Below are 22250 nucleotides of genomic sequence, written 5' to 3'. Positions count from 1 at the left end.
TTAAACAAGGTCTTTTTCTTTATGTATTTCAGAGTAATTTAACACAATATACCCTTAGCTACAATTCATTTACCAATTAATACACGTTTTTATATTGATTGTAGATATTTGTTTAGTAAACTTAAAATGGTTCAAATGATAAAAAGAATTATAACTGCATTAGTAGTGTTAAATGTAATTTTCATGTATGCTCAACAACAGCCAAATGTACTGTTGATAATGGTTGATGACATGAACGATTGGGTTGGTGCATTTGGAGGTCATCCTCAAGCAATAACTCCAAATATGGACAAGTTAGCAAAAAAAAGTACCGTGTTTAAAAATGCATTTTGTTCAGCGGCTTTATGTAATCCTTCTAGAACAAGTATGCTTACCGGTTACCAGCCTTTTAAAACAGGAGTTTATGGTAATAAAGAAGTTTTTAGAGACATGAAAGGCTTTGAAAATACGGTTACCTTACCGCAGTATTTTGCAAAAAATGGATATAAAACAGTTGCTTCTGGTAAAATATTTCATAGCCCTAGAGGAACAGCAAAAGAGCCAAAAGAAGGAAGTGATCCAGGCTCATTTCAAATAGAAAATAAAGTAGGGTTAGGAACTCCATATCCTGAAAAAAGATTTACTCACGGAATAGATTTTAAAAGAGCCGGAGTAAAAGGTAGTAAAACTAGATCATTTGATTGGGGAGCTGTTGATGTTGAGGATGAAGAAACAAATGATTGGAAAACTGCAGATTATACAGTGAAATTTCTTGAAAAAGAACACGATAAACCATTCTTTTTAGCCTGCGGAATTTTTAGACCTCATTTACCATTATATGCGCCTAAAAAATATTTTGATATGTTTAATGAAGAAGATATTCAACTTCCGACAGTATTAGAGAACGACTTAAAAGATGTTGGTAAAGTTGGGGAAAATTGGGCTAGTGAAAAGTTACATGCTGAAATATTAAGAAATAATAAATGGAAATCGGCTGTAAGAGGTTATTTGGCAAGTTTAGCTTTTGCAGATGCTTGTGTTGGTCATGTGTTGGATAATCTTGGTAAAAGTAATTACAAAGAAAATACAATTGTTGTTCTAATGGGAGATCACGGTTGGCACTTAGGTGAAAAAGAACATTGGTCTAAACAAACTTTATGGGAAGAATCAGCAAAAACGCCGTTAATTATTTTCGATCCAAGAAAAGGTGAAAGTGGAGTGAGCTTAAGAACGGTTTCATTAATAGATGTATATCCAACATTAATTGATTTATGTGGTTTACCAAAGAAGAAAGATTTAGATGGAAACAGTTTTGAACACCTAGTAGAAAACCCAAAAGGTAAATGGAATCATTCCGCTTTAACAACTAAAGGCTTAGGAAATCATACGTTAAGAGATGAAAGCTATAGATATATTGTTTATACCGATGGTTTTGAAGAATTATACAATGAAAAAGAAGATCCAATGGAGTGGAATAATATAGCTAAGGATCCAAAAAATAAGGAGATTTTAAAAAAGTTTAGAAAAGAATTGAATGAACTAGTTAAGTAATAGCACTAAATAAATAACAATGAAAAAAATAATTCTTTTAGCAATCTTAACACTTGGAATATTCCATGTATCAGCACAAAAACAACCGAATGTATTATTTATAGCCATTGATGATATTAACGATTGGGTTGGGCCTTTAAATGGAAATCAGCAAGCTATAACTCCAAATATGGATAAGTTCACCAAACAAGGAGCAATGGTGTTTAAAAATGCAGTTTGTGCAGCACCTATATGTGGCCCATCACGTTCTGCAATTCTTTCTGGTTTTATGCCAAATAGAAGCGGTGTTTACGGGAATGCTCAAAATATGATTTATTCTGAATTGGTTAAAAAGAATGCTACACTTCCAGAATATTTTTCAAAAAACGGCTATCATACAATGGCTAATGGAAAAATATTCCATAAACACGGTGCTGAATTTGGTACTGATTTTGGACATTGGGCTTGGGATGAATTTGCACGTGCTCGTAGATATGAAAAAGATCCTATAGATAAAAAAAGATACACAGCTTCCAAAGCAGGAATTATAAACGGAGTTAAAAAGCCTGAATTTAAAGGGAAGAAAAGTAAATTAAGTTGGGGTCCAACTATTGATTCTTTTGAAGAAACGGTAGATTATAAAGTAGCCGATTGGGCAAAAACGCAATTGAAAAAAGATTTTGATAAACCATTTTTTATGGGTGTTGGGTTTATAAAACCGCATTTACCTTGGATTGTTCCTCAAGAATTTTTTGATATGTATGATGTTGATAAAATTAAAGCACCAATTGTTCCTGAAAATGATTTGGATGATATTTTAAAACCAAATGGAGAAAAAGCATTTCAACCTTCAGGAGAGTATAATTGGATTAAAAAAAACGGATTAGAAAAGGAGGCGACAAGAGCTTATTTGGCTAGTATTTCATATGTAGATGCTTGTTTGGGTGTTGTAATGGATGCGCTAGAAAAAAGTGGACATGCGGATAATACCATAGTCGTTATTTGGGGAGATCACGGTTGGCATTTAGGTGAAAAACAGCGTTACCTTAAAAATACTACTTGGTTAGAAGCTGTTAAAACACCTTTGTTTGTTAGACTTCCAGGAATGAAAAAAGCTGAGGTTGTAGATCATAATGTTAGTTTAATAGATTTATATCCAACATTGGTTTCATTGTGTGGATTGCCCGAAAAGGCGAACATTGATGGACATGATTTTTCTAAAATATTGAAAAATTCAAAATCAAAATGGGAATATTCAGGAGTTACCATAACAACAAGTGGAGCTTCAGTATTAAAAGGAAAATGGCATTATTTGTTAGAATTAAACGGTACAGAGCAATTATACAATGTTGAAGAAGATCCAATGGAATGGACAAACTTAATTTCAAACTCTAAATATAGATCTATTGCAAATGAATTAAAAAAATCAGTTCCTAAAAAGCGTCAAGTTCCAAGTAAAATTCATTTCGATAAAATGAAAAATTATGTAGATGCAGATGCTGATCCATCAATTAAAAAAACAAGAGATTTAAGCAAACTGAAATAATAGACTATGAAAAACAGAAGAGACTTTATAAAAAAGGCTGGTTTAGGAATTGCAGGTGTTGGATTAGTTGGTTGTGGAGCTCCTTCAATAAATGTTGAAAAATCTGAAGACGGTTATACTTCAGGTGCTGTTGTAAAAGGAGGAAGAACTATTGAAAAGGTTACCTTAAAAGTAACTACACCGTTGTTTTTACCTTATCATAGTTTATCTACTGCAGCAGAAAAAGGTGGTGGAGCACATTATTATAAAAGTGAATCTTTTGAACACAATCCGTTTACAATTCCTGCGTCAGGAATGTCTGGTTCTCCAGTAATTATTGATGCTAAAGGAAAGTTTGTTGGTTTTATGACATCTTTAGGGTTTGAAAATTCAACCTTTAGTTTTGATGGTGTTGAAACATTAACAATTTCAGTACCTGAAGGTCAAGAATTGTTTATTGATGAAAAAGAAAATGGAGATGAAGCATGGATGCAATATAATTCAATAATGATGAAACGGTTAAATTTTAAACCGTACACTTCTACACCAAAATTTTGGGGAGAAGTTGAGTATTGCACTTGGGTTGAACAAAAAATAGCATCTAAAGTTAGACGAGGACATTTTAATTTATTAACACATGATTTTGTAGAGAAGTATTTAGATAAAATTATAGAATTTGGGTATCCAAAAGGAAAAATGACACTCGATCACGGTTGGGGACAATTTCCTGATGGAAGCTTAAACTCAGGTTTTGGTACTTGGCATGCAGATACTAAAAAGTTTCCAGATTTTAGAAAAACAATGGATATGATTCAAAACAAAGGATTTACTCCTGGTTTATGGATTGCATTTCCTAAAATTCATCATGCAAGTTCAATTGCTCAGAAATATCCCGATATGTTAGGTGATTGGAGAGTAAATAAAAAGATAGATAAAGAAAAAGATGAACGTTGGTTAAATCCAAAGGCAGATATTTTTGAGTATGCTTCCGAAGTAATAAACAGATTTTATTCAATTGGTGTACGAAAATTTAAAATTGACATGTCATATAATACAAAATCTGATATGTTACATATTCATAAAGAATTGTATAGAGCAGCAAAAGCAATAGACCCAACAATTGAAATGGAGTTTCACGTTCCAGATATTTTCTTTACTAAATTTACAGATGTAACTAGAACTAATGATGTTTGGTTGAACGATAAATATAATTGGCCTGCACGTGTAAAAACGCATTATAAGGTAACGTATAAATCTTCACCAGGAAGGTGTATTAATTTAGATCATATTGGAGGTAACGATTCTTCTGAAAAAGCTTTAACTGAAGAAAAATATTTAAAGCATTTAGCAATGTTTAAAGGTAAAACGGGTTATCCGCTAGTTTCTGTTTTACCGCATCATATTAGTCAAAAATGTGTAGATGAAACAGGTGATTACTTATGGGATTATGCAAAAGGTGAACGAAAAATAATATCAGAATTTTATAAGAAATAAAGATTGAAAATGTTACAAAATAAAAAAGGAATTCGATTGCTTACCGTACTTATCTTAATGCTGCTTTCGTTTGTTGAAATTAATAGTCAAAATAAGAATAATACATCAAAGCCTAATGTTATTTACATTTTAGCAGATGATTTGGGTTATGGAGATTTAAGTTGTTACGGACAAGAGAAATTTAAAACTCCAAATATTGATAAGTTAGCTGAAAAAGGAATGAAATTTACAGATCATTATTCTGGTAATTCGGTGTGTAGTCCTTCAAGAGCTGTTTTAATGACTGGGCAGCATCCTGGAAATGTATATATAACAGGGAATTCAAAAGAAGAACCGCCATTAGATTCAGAAATGATAGTGTTACCAGAGGTTTTTAAAAATGCTGGTTATGCTACGGGAGCATATGGAAAATGGGGACTTGGTTATACTAATGAAGCAGGAGATAGAAATCCTTTAAATAATGGATTTGATGAGTTTTATGGTTGGAAAACCCAATCTGAGGCTCATACTTATTATCCAAAAGTAATGGTGCATAATGGAGAAGAAGTTGTAATGGAAGAAGGAACCTATGTTCATGATAAAATTATGGATAAAGCTTTTAACTTTATAAAAACAAATGCAGCTGCAAACAAGCCTTTTTTCTGTTATATTCCTACAGCAATACCTCATGCTGCAATGCACGCTCCTAAAAAGTTGCATGATAAATGGAGAAAGAAATTACCTCAATTTGAAGAAAAAATAGGGAAATATACAATAGGGAAAAATCAATATGTAAAAGAAGTTATAAATCCAGTAGCTGCTTTTCCTGCAATGGTACAGCATTTAGATTCTCAGGTAGGAGAAATTATGACGATTCTTGAGGATTTAGGTATTGATGATAATACAATTATCATTTTTACGAGTGACAATGGAGCACATCATGAGGGTGGTCACGATCCGAATTTTTGGAATTCAAATGGAAATTTAAAAGGAGGGAAAAGAGATGTGTATGAAGGAGGAATTAGAGCTCCAATGCTAGCTTATTGGCCAGGTAAAATAAAAGCAGGAAGTGTAACTAATCATCCGAGTGCATTTTGGGATGTTATGGCTACAGCTTCTGAACTTACAAATCAACCAATTCCTGAGCAATGTGATGGAATTTCATTTTTACCAACGTTATTAGGAAAAAAATCAAAACAAAAAAAAGCGGATTATTTGTATTGGAAATTTACAAATTGGCAAACAACGAAGGTGGCTGTAAGAATTGGAGATTACAAAGGAGTTTTAATAAATTATAATAAAACAAGTAAATCACCAGAACATGTTACTCCGTTTGAATTGTATGATTTATCGAAAGATTTAGGTGAAGAAAATAATATGGCGTCTGAAAACCCTAAAATGGTTGCTAAAATGATGAAAGTTATAAAGCAGTATAACTAGTTGTTTTAATAAGTAACTATGTACTAAATGACCATTGAAGTGTAGATAAAAGTCTAATAGTAAAAGAATATTGAATAAAGAGCGTATTTGTACTAGCAAATACACTCTTTTTATTGTTTAAGCCTAAAATAGAATCAATTTGTATCTATCGATATTCGTTTTAGATGTCAATTAAACTTAAAAGAACAAATTATTTATCAATAACAACATATTTTTATTGTAAAAAGGCGAATTTTATTTTTTAAAATAAAGTAAAATTGAAAAGTATGTATTTCAGAAATCAAGTCCTTATCTTTTTGGTTGTTTTAGTAGCTGGTTTAGCTTCTTGTAATTCAACAAAAAAGAACAAAAAAGAAGATGTTAAAAAACCTAATATCATATACATTTTAGCAGATGATTTAGGGTATGGAGATTTAAGTTGTTATGGTCAAGAGAAATTTCAAACACCAAACATTGATAGTTTGGCAGCAAACGGAATGAAATTTACACAGCATTATAGTGGCTCTACTGTTTGTGCTCCATCTCGTTCTTCGTTAATGACAGGTCAACATACGGGGCATACACCAATTAGAGGAAACAAAGAATTAAAAGGTAGAGAAGGACAAACTCCTATGCCTGCAAATTCTTATACTATTGCTGAAATGATGAAAGAAGCAGGGTATGTAACTGGTGCTTTTGGAAAATGGGGATTAGGTTATATTGGTTCTGAAGGAGATGCTATAAATCAAGGATTTGATGAGTTTTATGGCTACAATTGCCAGCGAATGGCGCATAGATATTACCCACCATACCTTTGGAAGAATGATGAAAAAGATATTTTAGAAGGAAACGATTGGACAAATACAGTAACCTATGCTCCTGATAATATTCAAGATGCTACGTTAGAATTTATAGAAGACAATAAGAATAAGCCGTTTTTTGCTTATGTACCACTTGTATTGCCACACGCAGAGTTGATTTCTCCTCAAGATTCTATTTTTAAAAAGTATCAAGGAAAGTTTAAAGAAGTTCCATATACAGAGCCGTATGCTTCGGATTATGGTCCGGATATTGTAAAAGATAAATATTGTACACAAAAAGAACCTTTTGCTGCTTTTGCTTCAATGGTTTATAGAACTGATGTTTATGTTGGTCAAATTGTTGCTAAAGTGAAAGAATTAGGTATTGAAGATAATACAATTATAATTTTTACAAGTGATAATGGCCCGCATAATGCGGGTGGAGCAAATCCTGAATTTTTTAATAGTGCAGCAGGATTTAGAGGAATTAAAAGGGATTTATATGAAGGTGGTGTAAGAGCTCCTTTTATTATTTCTTGGCCAACTAAGGTTAAAGCAGGAACTGTATCAGATCACGTTTCAGCATTTTGGGATATGATGCCAACTTTTGCTGAAATTATTGGTGTAGAAACTCCTTCAACAACGGATGGTATTTCGTTTTTACCAAGTCTATTACAACAACCAAATCAAAAAGAACATGAGTATTTATATTGGGAATTTAACCATAAAGGAGGTAAACAAGCTGTTAGAAAAGGTGATTGGAAAGGTGTTGTTTACAATGTTTTAAAAAATGAAAAAGCAAAAATTGAATTGTACAACTTAGCTAAAGATCCTTCAGAAAGTAATAATGTAGCAGATAAACATCCTGAAATTGTAGCTGAAATTGCTCAAATTATGAAAACTGCTCATGTAGATTCTGAATTGTTTCCATTTAAACCAAAACAAAAATAAATATGAAGATTTATTCAACTATTTTTCTGTTACTTTTTTCTATGTCATTTATAGCGCAACAACGTGTTAATTTTGATGAAAACTGGAAATTTATTCAAGAAGATGTTAAAGGAGCTGAGCAAGTAAGTTGGGATGATACTACTTGGCGAACGCTAGATTTGCCTCATGATTGGAGTATTGAAGGTGAATACAATGAAGAAAACCCAATGGGTGGACAATGTGGTTATTTACCTGCCGGATTTGGTTGGTACAGAAAAACCATTGAAGTTCCTAAAGAATGGAAAGGCAAACACATAGAAATTTCATTTGATGGAGTTTTTATGAATAGTACTGTTTGGGCAAACGGAAGGGAAATAGGAACACGACCATATGGTTGGATTTCTTTTAACTATGATATTACTGAAGAAGTTAATAATTCAAACAAAATAACATTTGCCGTTCGTGTAGATAATGACAAGCAACCATCAGCGCGTTGGTACACCGGTAGTGGTATTTACGCACATACATGGATTGAAGTTAAAAACGATATTTATATTCCAAAAGATGGGATTTATATTAAAACAACAGGAAATAAAGTTACTATTGAAACCGAATTAAATAGTGAACTTTCAAAATCTAAAAAGGTTCAGTTATGTACTTCAATTTTAAATAATGAAGGAAAAGTAATAGCCAATACTTTAGAAAAAATAAAACTTAAAAATACGGGTTCTATAACGCAAGAATTAACAATTGATAATCCGAAATTATGGTTTGTTGAAGCTCCTAATTTGTATACGGTTTTAAGTGAAGTTAAAGTTGGAAAAACAATTCTTCATTCTAAAAAAACCAAATTTGGAGTTCGAGATATTGAATGGAGAGCAGGAACAGGAATGTGGCTAAATGGTAAAAACGTGAAGTTACAAGGTGTTTGTAATCATCAAGATGCTGGAGCTTTGGGAGCTGCGGTTCCAGATAAAATTCTTCGTTTTAGAATTAAGCAATTGAAGGATATGGGTGTGAATACAATTAGAACTTCTCATAACCCACAAACTCCAATTTTTTACGATTTATGTGATGAGCTTGGTATGATGGTTATGGATGAAATTTTTGATGGTTGGTTAAAAAAAGCAGCCAATGATTATGGAGCACATAGTTTTAATGAATGGTGGAAGCGTGATGTTACAGATTGGATTAAAAGAGATAGAAATCATCCATCAATTGTAATTTATAGTGTTGGGAATGAAACTCACGGTGAAATTGGAAAAGACTTAGTTGAAACTTGTCACAAATTAGATAATACACGTTTGGTAACTTCTGGACATTCAAGTTCAGAATATATGGATGTGTATGGAGTTAACGGCCACAGTGAAAAAATGGGATTCTTTGATGAATTAGAAGATGACCAATTTTTTATTGGTACAGAAAATACGCATACTTGGCAAGTGAGAGGTTTTTATCGAACCAAAACTTGGTTTAGAGATGGATTCCCAAGTAAAAAGCAAAAACCATATCCGCTTCCAGATTTAACTGAAAAAGAGGTGTTTTCTCACGATTGGACTTCTAATTTAGAGCGATTAAATCCTAAGCAAATTTTCAATTCTAGTTATGATAATGCGATGGTTCGTGTTTCATCTAGATTAAATATTGAGCAATTAAGAGATATTCCAAAATATGCTGGTTCGTTTCGTTGGACTGGTTATGATTATATTGGAGAAGCAAGTTATGTTCACGGTGGTTGGCCATTTAAATCGTTTATGGGAGGAGCAATAGATATGGCAAATTTTGAAAAAGATTTATTCTATTTATACCAAAGTCAGTGGACATCAAAACCAATGGTGCATATATTACCGCATTGGACACATCCAAAAGTTGAACTAGGAATTGAAATACCGGTTTGGGTGTATTCAAATTGTGATGAGATTGAATTATTTTTCAATGGAAAATCTTTAGGTAAAATAAAGCCAGGTGCAAAATGGGATAAAATGCAATGCCAATGGATGGTGCCTTGGAAACCGGGAGAATTAAAAGCAATTGGTTACAATAATGGAAAAGCTGTTTCAGAAAAAATAATTAGAACTGCGAATGCACCTTCAAAAATTAAATTATCTGTTGATGGTGATGTATTAACTTCAAAGGGAAAAGACATTGTTCAAGTTCGTGTTACAAGTACAGATGAAAATGGGGAAATGTATCCTTATGGAGAAAATAGAACTTATTTTAAAGTGCTTGGTGCAGGAAAAATTAAAGCGTTAGATAATGGAAGTCCAATTGATGTAGAGCAACATTTTGAAGCTGAAAACAGAATTGCGTTTTATGGTTTAACACGTGCTTATGTTGAGTCTTTTGAAGGTAGTGAACCTATTACATTATTAGCAAGCTGTATTCTTGGAGAAAAGAAACAAATAACATCAAACAAGGTAAGTATTGATACTCAATTATTAGCTTTAAGAGGAAATCTTCCGAAGGCTGAAATTGAAGTGTTTTATACGGTTGATGGTTCAATTCCAACTAAGAATTCAAAAAAATATACAGAATCATTTTCTGTTGAATTAGGAACTACTGTAAAAGCATTGGTTGTTTTAAACGGAAAAGAAGTTCAGCAATTAGAAGAGAGATTTGCTAAAAATGAAGGTTTTGTTTGGAATGAAATTCAGAATGAATATGTAATAGCAGGTGAGCAAGCCGAAGACGCAAAATTAATAGATGCTGAAATTTCTAAAAGAGGATCAAAATATAATGGAAAAGGTTATGTGAAATTTGATAAAAAGATAGGAGCTTCAATTGAATGGTATCAAGAGAATGATGGTGGCGCTGGAGAAGCAGATTTATATATTCGTTATAGTAGTAAAATTGATGGTGAAGGAGGAACTTATATTAAAGTTTCTGTTAATGGAGAAATAGTAAAAGATAAACTGTTTTTACGAAATACAAGAAGCCAAGGAGGTAGATGGAATAAAGTAAAAGTACCAATTAAATTAAATAGAGGAGCAAATACGATAAAGCTTATTTCTGTTGAAGATACTGGAGTGTTTATTGATGAAATATTAATAAATTAAGATACAGTTTTTAATATTTACATACATATTTAAAAAATACTATTTAATCATAAAAATACACCTATGCATAATATAAAAAAACAATTTACATTCATTCTTTTATTCACAATAAGCGTTGTTTCAAATTCATTTGGACAAACTCAAAAGGCTGATAATTTTTATTTTAATCCAGTTTACGGAAATAATGATATCACAATTACAGCAAAGCAAGGCGATAAAGGATTTATAGATAAAGAGTTAACTGAGGCTATTGATAAGGTTAACAAAAAAGGAGGAGGAATTATAACCATTAAAAAAGGAGATTACAACTTTAAAGAAGGTGTAGAATTAAAAAGTAATGTGCATATCCATATAGAATCTGGCGTTAACCTTTATATGAACAAAACTGGAGTAATCTTTAATGCAAGAAGTACAACAAAAGGAAAACCTGTTTCTAACTTTAGTATTGTAGGAATAAAAGGAGAAAATTCAGATCCGTTTAAAGTTCATTTTAAATATGGCAACTCAGAAACCGATTCTAAAAAAAATAGTTTTATTGTTCTAGGCTATGTTACCAACTTTAAGATATCTAACGTTACTATATTAGATAATTTCACAAAAATAGCTTCAGTAGTATTAGCTTCGGATGCTACTAGTGTAAATATTTTTAATGAAAAGGGTAAGAAAAGTAACAGAACTAAATTAATTAATGAAGTATTTGGTGTACCAAGTAAAGGAATCATTGAAAAAATGCACAACGAAAACGGAAGTTATGGTTATGGGCTTATACAAATGCAAGCTGGTAATAATGTTGTTTACAGAGATTTAAGTGGTAAAGGTGGTGTTACATTAAGATTAGAATCTGGTTTAAATATAAATCAACTTTTTAGACCCGTTGGTTCTGCACATACGTATGTTATTGATGGGATTGAATTACCATTAACTATTGATAAACAACCTAAAATAGACCAAGTTTATGCTAACAACATTAGCTGTAGTAATGGTCATGCTGCTTTTACAATGTCTCCTCACACAGTAAAACAAGGAAGTGTGTTTCTTTCTAAAATAAGAACCAAAAGTTGCGAAGCTGGAGGTGAAGTAAGTAAAGGTTTTATCAATAATTTTAAGAGAGAAGAAAAAGCAGGATTAGAAGTTTCTAAATTCGGAATTGAAAAAGGCTCATTTGCAAGTAATTCTACAGTTACAGATGTTGTTGCTGAATTTGGACAATTTGCTCAAATTAAATCTAAGAACTTTAGATATATTCCTTGTAATTTAAGAATTGACAGAGGTACAAACCAAGCTAACGTTGGTTTAAGTACAAAAAATGGTTTAGATTTTGAATCCCGAGTTGGACCTTCTTTATTTCCTTTTCATTACACTGCTGCAAGTGGAGAAATTGGTGATGGAGGTTATCGTATTAACATAGATGAAACTACAATTGTTGGACAAGGTTTTGGAAGCAATGTTGAGACAATTTCTATAAATACTAATTATAGTTGTGGGGGATCACCTAATTTTTCAACAGAGATTGGAGGAAAAAAGAAGACAAAGAAAATTAAGGGAACAAAAGTGAAAAAGGAGAAAAAGAAAAATAAAAAGGAAAGAAAATAGCACGTTTAAATTTAGAGCACTTTCTATGGTTCTGTTAAAAATACAGTGATTTATATTGATGTATTTTAATTAATTAAATGGAGAACGGGTAGTATTTCATTTATAGGATATATAAAAAAAACACACTTTTTTAATAAGGTGTGTTTTTTAGTTAAACTCATGAGAAAAATCATATAGGTTAGGTTTTAGGTATCATTCTTAAATCAAGAGCAACATTTAAAGAACTCTTAAAGACATGTTTTTCTTGTAAAAGCAGTTATTTAGTAGTCTCCTTTAAGGGAGAATCTTTTGATAAGTATATAAAGAGACTAGTGAAACAAGAAATAAGAAATAAGAAAATAATTTAAAGTATTAATTGATGAAAACAAATTTAAAAATTTTATTAAAATTAGCTGTTGTAGTTTTTACGATGTTTAATATCAATGCTCAGAAAAAACCTAATATTGTTTATATTTTGGCTGATGATATGGGGGTTGGAGATGTTATGATATATAATAAAGACTCTAAAATACCCACGCCAAATATTGATAAATTGGCAAAAGAAGGGATTAAATTTTCAGATGCTCATACAAGTTCTGGAGTTTGTTCACCTACCCGTTACGGAATTTTAACTGGACGATATTCTTGGAGAACTTCAGCATTAAAAAAGGGAGTTTTAGGTGGTCATAGCGAGCATTTAATTAATAATTCAAGAGAAACTGTAGCTAGTTTGTTAAAAAAGCAAGGTTATACAACTGCTTGTGTTGGTAAATGGCATTTAGGAATGGATTGGAAACAACTTGAAGCATCAAAATCTGTAAGAAAAAAAGCGAACAATGTAGATATGAATGCACCAATTAAAAATGGTCCAAATGTTAATGGTTTCGACTATTATTTTGGTATTGCTGCTTCATTGAATATGAATCCTCATGTATTTATTGAAAATGATAAAGCTCAAGGTACTTTTGAGTATTTAAAAGATCAAGATGCGTTAAAAAAACGTGGTTATATTGGAGCAAAACCAGGTTGGTCAGCTAAAGAATTTGAGCAAGATCAGGTTTTACCAACATTTACTAAAAAAACATGCGATTGGATTAGAAAAAACTCAGACAAGCCATTTTTTGTGTATATGCCTTTAAATGCACCGCACTCACCAATTGTTCCTAATAAAGATTTTGCAGGAAAAAGCGAATTAAATGACCATGGTGATTTTTGTATGGAAACTGACTGGGCTGTTGGAGAAGTAATGAAAACATTAGATGAATTAGGAATTGCAGATAATACCATACTTGTTTTTACGGCAGATAATGGTACTTCGCCAAAAGCAGGTTTTCCTGTAATGGCAAAAAAAGGACATCATTCAAGTTGGATTTATAGAGGAATGAAAGGTACAAACTGGGAAGGTGGTCATAGAGTTCCTTTTGTAGTGCGTTGGCCAAATGAAGTTGAAAAAAATCAAGTTTCTAACCAACTTATTTGTACAACCGATTTAATGGCTACTTGTGCTGAAGTTTTAAATTTTGATTTAAATGATAATGAGGGAGAAGATAGTGTTAGTTTTTTGCCAGCCTTAAAAAATAAAAGTATTCCTGAATTAAAAGATAGAGCTGTAGTTCATCATTCAGATGTGGGTGTTTTTTCTGTACGTTATGGAAAATGGAAACTAATGTTTGATAATTTTGGAGGCTCTAAAAGGGGAGATCCAAGAGAAAGTGAGCCAATTAAAGATACTGCAGATTTGTTGTTATTTGATATGGAAAATGATGCTGTTGAGAATATTAATTTAGCAGCTAAATATCCAGAAGTTGTTGAGAAATTAAAGAAAAAACTAGCTGCAGTTATTAAAAATGGGCGTAGTACAGAAGGTGAAAATCAACCTACAGACGTAAAAGATCCTAATGTAAAATGGCCGCAATTAAAAGTAGTTAAAGAGTATTTGTAACAAATTTTTAACTGATTGTAGCACTATTGTTTACACATACATACGTATTTTGAATTAAGGAATACATTTAGTTGAAATAAGTTAGCGAAATTGCAAGGGTAATTAAAAAAACTAAATGAAATTATTAAAAATTGTATTGGTCATTTTTTTGAGTATTGCGTTTACATCCAATGCTCAGAAGAATAATGTTGTAGATAATGAGAGTTTGATACCATTAGGAACTAAAATTTTTAAAAATCTACCATATGTAAAAGATGGACATTCTCTTCAAAAACTTGATTTGTATTTACCTGAAATTTCAAGTAAAGAATCTTTACCGTTAATAGTTTGGATACATGGTGGAAGTTGGAAAAAAGGGTCTAAAAATATGATTGAGAGAAATGCATTTGTCTTAAAACATGGTTTTGCATTAGCTTCTATAAATTATCGTCTCGTACCTGAACATATTTATCCAGCTCAAATTCATGATTGTAAAGCTGCAATTCGCTATTTAAGAAAAAATGCAAGAAGTTTTGGAATTGACCCTGATAAAATTGGAGTTTGGGGCTCCTCTGCGGGTGGACATTTAGCAGCTCTTTTGGGGACAACAAATGGAGTTGAAGAATTAGAAGGATCTATTGGTATAACAAATGTGTCTAGTAATGTACAAGCAGCATGTAATTGGTTTGGGCCTTCAGATATGATTGAAATGGGTGCGTATAACATAAAAAAGTTGAAACCTGAGGTTGACCCAGTTGTACAGCTTATTGGAGGAGTAATTCAAAAAAATATTTCTAAGGCTAAAATGGCTAGTTCAATTAATTATGTTAGTGAAGATGATGTGCCTTTTTTATTGATGCATGGTGAACAAGATTCGAATGTTCCTTGTACAGAAAGTGAAAATTTACATAAACGACTGCAAGTGGCAAATGTGGATACGAAGTTGATTCTTGTTCCAGATGCAGGTCATGGGTTTTTCAAAGAAAAAAAATTGCATCAGAATGTAGTGGATTTTTTCGAAAAGAATTTAATAAATAGTAATCAAGTAGCAACAATTCAAAATGAATCAGAATGGATTAAACTTTTTAATGGAAAAGATCTTACAGGTTGGATTCCAAAAATTAGAGGTCATAATATTGGGGTTAATTATGCTGATACCTTTAGAGTTGAAGAAGGTTTGCTAACTGTGTCTTATGATAAATATAAAGAAGCAGATTTAGAGAATTTGGATGGTAAAGGGAAGAGTACTTTTGACAAATTTGGACACCTTTTCTATAAAGAACTTTTATCTCATTATATTCTGCGAGTGGAATACCGTTTTATTGGTGATCAAATAAAAAATGGGCCAGAATGGGCATTTCGTAATAGCGGTATTATGATTCATGGTCAAGATCCATCCCAGATGAAAAAGATGCAAAAATTTCCTATTTCATTAGAAGCTCAATTACTCGGTGGAAATGGTAAAGATGATCGTTCAAATTTAAATCTATGTACCCCAGGAACTAATGTTGAAATTGGAGGAGAATTAATTAAAAAACCGATAACTAAAAGTAATTCAGAAACTTTTCATGGAGATCAATGGGTTGAGGTAGAAATAGAAGTACATGGTAATGATGTTATACGGTATAAAATTGATGGGGAAACTGTTATAGAATATTTTAAACCACAGTTTGATAAACGTTTACCTGAAGTGTTACCATTTATTGAAAACAATAACATTTTAATAAATAAAGGAACCATTTCATTACAATCTGAGAGTCACCCAATTCAATTTCGAAAAATTGAATTGAAAAAACTAAATCCGAAGAATAAAGCTTATCGTTTTATAGGCAATTGGGCCTTGTCTATGCCATATGGTTCTGCTGGATGGCTGTCTATTACCGAGAAAGATGAGAATTTAAAAGGAGAACTTTGGATGGTAGGAGCACCTAAACCTTTATCTAATATTTCAGTTGAAAATAATAAACTGTATTTTACTCATAACCGTTCAATTGGTGAGCGGAAATATAAAGACGGTCCTGCCTCTGGTCCAAAAATAGCCCTTAGGCATTCAGCAACAATTATAGGTGATAAATTAAATATAGAAGTTGAAGTACCAAAAAATGATGGAACTTTCAAAAAAGTGAAATTTAACGGTGTGCGTATTGCACCAACACCTCCTAAACCAGATTTAAGTCAAGTTGAATATGGAGAGCCAATAGAGTTATTTAATGGAAAAGATTTGAACGGGTGGAAGCTAACAAACCCAAATCAAATAAATAAATGGAAAGCAGTTGATGGTGTTTTGTTTAATGATACACCTAAAAAAACCTTCAACCCTTTTGCTCATTATGGTAATCTAAGAACGGAAAGAGAATTTACTGATTTTAATTTAGATCTAGAATTTAATGTTCCTACAGGAGGTAATAGTGGAATATATTTAAGAGGACTTTATGAGGTGCAGGTTGTTGACCATGATAGTAGAATGCAAGGAATGCATGGAGTAGGATCTATTTTTAATCGAATTATACCAAAAGGAAATTTTGGGAAAGATGGTGGTGAATGGCAACATTATAATATCACATTAATTGACCGTCATGTAACCGTTATTTTAAATGGTGAAAAAGTAATTGATAATGAGCCTATTCTTGGATGTACAAATGGTGCTTTACATGCAGATGTAACAAAAAAAGGTCCAATCTATTTGCAAGGAGATCATACCAAAGTTAGATATCGAAATATTATTATTAAAGAAATTATTAAAAAATAAACTATACACTTGAAATAATCAAAAATGAATATAACTATTCAATTAGTAAAAAATTATAAAAACAATCGAATGAAAAGAGTACAAATCTTATTTTTAATGCTTTTGGCATTTGCTATAAATACAAACGCTCAAAAAATTAATGTTGCCGATTACGGAATTGAACCGGGAAAAGATGTAACCTTAGAAGTAAATCAATTAATAGAATCTTTGAAAGGGAAAAAAGATGTTACCTTATTTTTTCCAAAGGGTCAATATGAATTTTATCCTGAAAATGCGATTGAACAATATAGAGCAGTTACAAACCATGATAATAGTTTAAAACGATTGGCAATTCCAATTTTTGGATTTGAAAATTTTACGTTGGATGGAAATGGATCAACATTTATGTTTCACGGTAAAATTTGTCCAATTACAGTTGAAGGTTCAACAAATACAATATTAAAAAATTTCACAATAGATTGGGAACATTCATTTGTAAATGAAATGAAGGTACTTGAAAATAATACAAAAGAAAATTCATTTATTGCTGAAATTAATGAAGGTAAATTTGATTTTAGAGTTGAAGACAATCAAATATTATTTCAACATTATGACTGGGAAGATGTTATTGGTCAAAATATAGCTTTTGATTCAAAAACTAAAGCTCCAATTTGGCACACCAGAAATTACTCATTAAATAACAAAGGGAAATCCAAAGTTGAAAAACTAGATAATAGCAGAGCTAAATTCACAAATATTACAAAAGTAACACCACCTGTAGGAACTATTTTTGCAACATACGGTCCAAGTCCAGGAGGAAATAGATTTGCGCAAGCAATTCATTTAGATAGATCTAAAGATAATTTCATTGAAAATGTAACCGTGTATGCGGCAGGAGGAATGGCATTAATCGCGGAGCGTTGCGAGAATATCACCTTAAATAAATTGATGGTAACATCAAGAGATGATCGTAATTTTGCAACAAGAGCAGATGCTACACATTTTTTAGGTTGTAAAGGTTTAATAAAAATTGAAAATTGCTTGCTAGAGCATATGATGGACGATGGTGTAAATGTTCACGGAGCATATATAAAAGTGGAAAAATATATGGGTGAGAACACATTTTTATGTGAAATTAGCCATAGTCAACAATGGGGATTGGTTTTTGCTGAACCGGGAGATAAAATAATGCTTACCTCAAGAGAAACAGTGTTGCCAATTTATGAAACTTCAGTTACGAAGGTTAAAATTTTAAATGAAAAAAGAGTTTTAATTACAGTTTCTGATTTGCCTAAAAAAATGCCTACTGGTCCACTTTCTTTTGAAAATATTACTTGGAACCCAGATTTAATAATGAGAAATAACACCATTAGAGAAAATAGAGCAAGAGGAGCTTTAATTACAACAAAAGGAAATGTACTAATTGAAAATAATTACTTTTCATCTCAAATGCACGGTATTTTAATTGAAGGTGATAACAAGGCTTGGTATGAGTCTGGTGGAGTTAGAAATATTACAATAACAAATAATATTTTTGACAATGTTGGTTATGGTTCTGGTGAGCATTACCCGTTATATGCAGCGCCATTATTTTTGCCAAACCAACATATTGGAGATGAGAAATACCATCACAATATTACTTTTTCAAACAATAAAATTAAAAGTTTTAATGGTTTGTTAGTGCACGCTTTTTCAGTTAAAGGTCTTAAAGTTGAAGGGAATGAAGTAGAGTTAAGTGATAAATATCCAATCGGATGCGATTTACCAACTATATCTTTAGATTATTGTGAAGATGTCTCTATTCAGAAGAATAAATTTGAAAATTATACATGGCCTTTAAAAATTGAAAAGACAGATAATTCGACAAACATAAAAGTTAAGGGTAATAAAGGAATTTAAAAAAGTTTTAAAAAACTGTTATTTCATTGTAGTTACCTAATTATGGATAAAATCTATTTGTAATTAGGTGTTTTTTTGCTACTAGTATAAAGTATTCTTAAATAAATTTACTTCAAAATACATTTTCTATACTTGTGGGAACAAATGTTTTTTAATATTGAAGCATTTTCACATTGGTGTAATTGTATTTATTCAGCAGATAGAAATAATATGCTAGAGATTAAAAGAAATAACCACAACAAAATTATAATTATAGATGATTTCAAAAAACACGTTTTTAGTAGCTTTAAAGATATATATGTCATATTTCAATAAGAAATATTTTTTAGCATTGATAATTATTGCTGTAGTAGGATTTAGTTCTTGCACAGAGAAAAAGAAACAGAAAAAAGTAGAAGAAACAGCATTTAGATATCAAGAAAATTGGGAATCTATTCGAAGTGGTTATAAGGTTCCAGAATGGTTTAAAGATGCTAAGTTTGGGATATTTTTACATTGGGGTCCATATGCTGTGCCTGCTTATAGTAGTGAAAAATATCCAAAAGGAATTTATCAAAAAAGTTGGAACAAAGGAGGGATGAATCCTTGGACTCATCATAGAGAGCATCACGGAGATCCTTCTGTATTTGGTTATAAAGATTTAATTCCGAAGTTTAAAGCAGAGAATTTTGACGCTAAAGAATGGGCTTCTTTATTTAAAAAAGCTGGAGCTCGTTATGTAGTTCCTGTTGCTGAACATCACGATGGATTTGCAATGTATAAATCAAATTTTACACGTTGGAATGTTGTAAATATGGGACCTAAAAAAGATGTTATGCAAATGCTGTCTGAAGCTTGTAAATCTGAAGGGATGAAATTTGGAGTTTCTTCTCATTTTGCTTTAAATAGAGCGTATTACAATCACGCAGATCCAAGTTATGATGTGAATGATCCTCAATATCAAGATTTATATTGGAAAAAAGTTGAAAGAAATTCATTACCATCTAAAGAGTTTCTAGATTTATGGTGGAACAGAACAACTGATATTATTGATAATTACCAACCAGATTTATTATGGTTCGATTTTGGTTTAGATAAGCCAGGTTTTGAACCAATGCACAAGAAAATACTTTCATACTATTACAATAAAGGGTTAGATTGGGATAAAGGCGTTGTTTTTCAAGATAAAAATATGAAAGGAAAATCGTTTCCTGAAGATTTAATTACCTTGGATATTGAACGTGGTAGAATGGATGGTATTTATAAATATCCTTGGCAAACTGATACTTCTATCGGTAAAATCTCTTGGGGATATATTAAAGATGAAGAATACAAAACATCTAATTATTTGTTAGATGAATTGATTGATATTGTAAGTAAAAACGGATGTTTATTATTAAATATTGGCCCAAAAGCGGATGGAACAATACCTGATGAAGCTAAAACTATTTTAGAAGAAATGGGTAGTTGGTTAACTGTTAATGATGAAGCCATTTTTAACACACGACCTTGGAAAATATTTGGAGAAGGACCAACAAAAGTGAGTAAAGGTCATCATTCTGAAAAAAATAATAAAGAATCTGGATTTGAAGATATTAGATTCACTATAAAAGATGATATTTTATATGCTACCTCTTTAGGTTGGGCTGATAATGGTGTTTTTACCATTAAATCTTTAGCTAAAGGAAATGAATATGAGTCTAGAGAAATAGTATCAATTCAATTTATTAGTGGAGCCAATAAAATTGATTGGAAACAAACTGAAAAAGGTCTTCAAATAAATGTTGAAGGGAAAAAACCTTGTGAGGCTGCTTTTTCTTTTAAAATTGAATTCAAAAAATAGTATTTCATTTAAACAAGTTAAAAAGTACAAAGGCATTTCTTAAAAATAGATACTTAGAATAAAATGAAAAAGTTATTAGCATTACTAATTTTAGTTGCATTAGTTTTTAATTCTTGTACAGAGAAGAAAGAAGAACAAAAGGAACAAAAAACAGAAAAAAAAGAGAAAGAAAAAACAGCATTTCGTTATCAAGAAAATTGGGAATCAATACGAAGTAAATATGAGATCCCTGAATGGTTCAGAGATGCTAAATTTGGTATTTTTATTAATTGGGGTCCTTATTCCGTTCCTGCATTTAGTAGTGAGAAATACTCAAAAGGAATTTATTCTGAAAAATGGCAAAAAGGCGGAATGTATCCATCAATTTATCACCGTATCCATTATGGAGAACCAGAAGAGTTTGGCTATAAGGATTTAGTACCTCTTTTTAAAGCTGAAAATTTCGATGCTGCTTCTTGGGCTAAATTATTTAAAAAAGCTCAGGCAAAATACGTTGTTCATGTTGCAGATTACCATGATGGGTTTGCAATGTATAATGCAAAACACACACGCTGGAATGTTGCCAATATGGGGCCTAAAATAGATGTGATGCGAGAAGTTAAAAATGCTGTGACTGCAGAAGGCTTAAAGTTTGGAGTGTCATCTCACTATGCTTTAAATCGTGTTTTTTACAATAAATCTAACCCAGATTGGGATGTTAACAATCCAGAGTATTATGATTTGTATTGGAAACCAGAAGATCCGAAATCTAAACCATCTCAAGAATTTTTAGACCATTGGTGGGACAGAACCATAGATGTTATAGATCAATACGAACCAGATCTCTTATGGTTTGATTTTGGTTTCGATAAACCTGGGTTTGAATCTGTGCACAAAAAGATATTGGCTTATTATTATAACAAAGGTTTGGATTGGGATAAAGGTGTTGTTTTTCAAGATAAAAACATGAAAAATCATTCTTTTCCTGAAGATTTGATTACGTTGGATATTGAGCGTGGTAGAATGGATGATATTTACAAATACCCTTGGCAAACAGATACTTCAGTAGGTGTTATTTCCTGGGGGTATATAAATAACGAAAAATATAAAACATCTGATTATCTTATTGACGAACTTATAGATATTGTAAGTAAGAATGGATGTTTATTATTGAATGTAGGTCCAAAAGCTGATGGAACAATTCCTGATGAAGCTAAAACTATTTTAGAAGAAATGGGAAGTTGGTTAACTGTTAATGATGAAGCCATTTTTAACACACGACCTTGGAAAATATTTGGAGAAGGGCCAACAAAAGTAAGTAAAGGTCATCATTCAGAAAAAAACAATAAAGAATCTGGATTTGAAGATATTAGATTCACTACAAAAGATGATATTTTATATGCTACCTCTTTAGGTTGGGCTGATAATGGTGTTTTTAACATTAAATCTTTAGCTAAAGGAAATGAATATGAGTCTAGAGAAATAGCATCAATTCAATTTATTAGTGGAGCCAATAAAATTGATTGGAAACAAACTGAAAAAGGTCTTCAAATAAATGTTGAAGGGAAAAAGCCTTGTGAGGCTGCTTTTTCTTTTAAAATTGAATTTAAAAAATAG

At 31.5% G+C, this 22250-nt stretch carries 12 protein-coding genes; all 12 read left to right on the top strand.

Translation table 11 applies throughout. From position 1 onward, the window contains the following. Positions 1-135 precede the first annotated feature (135 nt). Positions 136-1530: a sulfatase gene (locus tag DAD81_RS13810; protein WP_157961136.1), complete on the top strand. Its 1395-nt coding sequence runs from the start codon at positions 136-138 to the stop codon at positions 1528-1530. A gap of 19 nt (positions 1531-1549) precedes the next feature. After that, complete coding sequence (locus DAD81_RS13805; RefSeq protein WP_111708866.1) at positions 1550-3055, top strand: sulfatase; 1506 nt, start codon at positions 1550-1552, stop codon at positions 3053-3055. Between the two features lie 6 nt (positions 3056-3061). Then, on the top strand, positions 3062-4528 hold the full coding sequence (locus DAD81_RS13800) for an alpha-galactosidase (protein ID WP_111708865.1): 1467 nt from the start codon (positions 3062-3064) through the stop codon (positions 4526-4528). A 9-nt stretch (positions 4529-4537) separates the two neighbouring features. Next, a complete protein-coding gene (locus DAD81_RS13795) occupies positions 4538-5947 on the top strand; it encodes an arylsulfatase (protein WP_245949285.1) in 1410 nt (469 codons plus the stop codon). Between the two features lie 266 nt (positions 5948-6213). Further along, positions 6214-7677, top strand: a complete 1464-nt coding sequence (locus tag DAD81_RS13790; RefSeq protein ID WP_111708864.1) for an arylsulfatase — start codon at positions 6214-6216, stop codon at positions 7675-7677. 2 nt (positions 7678-7679) lie between these two features. Further along, positions 7680-10712, top strand: coding sequence for a glycoside hydrolase family 2 TIM barrel-domain containing protein (locus tag DAD81_RS13785; RefSeq protein ID WP_111708863.1), 3033 nt, complete (start codon positions 7680-7682; stop codon positions 10710-10712). 63 nt (positions 10713-10775) lie between these two features. Then, positions 10776-12305, top strand: coding sequence for a hypothetical protein (locus DAD81_RS13780; RefSeq protein WP_111708862.1), 1530 nt, complete (start codon positions 10776-10778; stop codon positions 12303-12305). Between the two features lie 358 nt (positions 12306-12663). Next, complete coding sequence (locus tag DAD81_RS13775) at positions 12664-14226, top strand: sulfatase family protein (RefSeq protein WP_111708861.1); 1563 nt, start codon at positions 12664-12666, stop codon at positions 14224-14226. 115 nt (positions 14227-14341) lie between these two features. Continuing rightward, positions 14342-16954: a family 16 glycoside hydrolase gene (locus DAD81_RS13770; protein WP_179950060.1), complete on the top strand. Its 2613-nt coding sequence runs from the start codon at positions 14342-14344 to the stop codon at positions 16952-16954. Positions 16955-17023: 69 nt separating this feature from the next. Further along, positions 17024-18832 carry a right-handed parallel beta-helix repeat-containing protein gene (locus DAD81_RS13765; RefSeq protein WP_111708860.1) on the top strand — a complete coding sequence of 603 codons (1809 nt, stop codon included), beginning with the start codon at positions 17024-17026 and terminating at the stop codon, positions 18830-18832. Positions 18833-19130: 298 nt separating this feature from the next. After that, positions 19131-20654, top strand: coding sequence for an alpha-L-fucosidase (locus DAD81_RS13760; protein WP_111708859.1), 1524 nt, complete (start codon positions 19131-19133; stop codon positions 20652-20654). A 63-nt stretch (positions 20655-20717) separates the two neighbouring features. Beyond that, on the top strand, positions 20718-22250 hold the full coding sequence (locus tag DAD81_RS13755; RefSeq protein WP_111708858.1) for an alpha-L-fucosidase: 1533 nt from the start codon (positions 20718-20720) through the stop codon (positions 22248-22250).

The organism is Lutibacter citreus (assembly GCF_003260195.1).
Taxonomy (GTDB): Bacteria; Bacteroidota; Bacteroidia; order Flavobacteriales; family Flavobacteriaceae; genus Lutibacter; species Lutibacter citreus.
The sequence above is the reverse complement of the archived record's forward strand: the minus strand, read 5'-3'. Positions and strand labels throughout refer to the sequence as shown.

Bases quoted from the DNA above. Each gene is read 5' to 3' on its own strand.
- DAD81_RS13785 (WP_111708863.1), top strand. From the start codon at position 7,680: ATGAAGATTTATTCAACTATTTTTCTGTTACTTTTTTCTATGTCATTT.
- DAD81_RS13755 (WP_111708858.1), top strand. From the start codon at position 20,718: ATGAAAAAGTTATTAGCATTACTAATTTTAGTTGCATTAGTTTTTAAT.
- DAD81_RS13790 (WP_111708864.1), top strand. From the start codon at position 6,214: ATGTATTTCAGAAATCAAGTCCTTATCTTTTTGGTTGTTTTAGTAGCT.
- DAD81_RS13800 (WP_111708865.1), top strand. From the start codon at position 3,062: ATGAAAAACAGAAGAGACTTTATAAAAAAGGCTGGTTTAGGAATTGCA.
- DAD81_RS13765 (WP_111708860.1), top strand. From the start codon at position 17,024: ATGAAAAGAGTACAAATCTTATTTTTAATGCTTTTGGCATTTGCTATA.
- DAD81_RS13805 (WP_111708866.1), top strand. From the start codon at position 1,550: ATGAAAAAAATAATTCTTTTAGCAATCTTAACACTTGGAATATTCCAT.
- DAD81_RS13780 (WP_111708862.1), top strand. From the start codon at position 10,776: ATGCATAATATAAAAAAACAATTTACATTCATTCTTTTATTCACAATA.
- DAD81_RS13775 (WP_111708861.1), top strand. From the start codon at position 12,664: ATGAAAACAAATTTAAAAATTTTATTAAAATTAGCTGTTGTAGTTTTT.
- DAD81_RS13810 (WP_157961136.1), top strand. From the start codon at position 136: ATGATAAAAAGAATTATAACTGCATTAGTAGTGTTAAATGTAATTTTC.
- DAD81_RS13795 (WP_245949285.1), top strand. From the start codon at position 4,538: ATGTTACAAAATAAAAAAGGAATTCGATTGCTTACCGTACTTATCTTA.
- DAD81_RS13770 (WP_179950060.1), top strand. From the start codon at position 14,342: ATGAAATTATTAAAAATTGTATTGGTCATTTTTTTGAGTATTGCGTTT.
- DAD81_RS13760 (WP_111708859.1), top strand. From the start codon at position 19,131: ATGTCATATTTCAATAAGAAATATTTTTTAGCATTGATAATTATTGCT.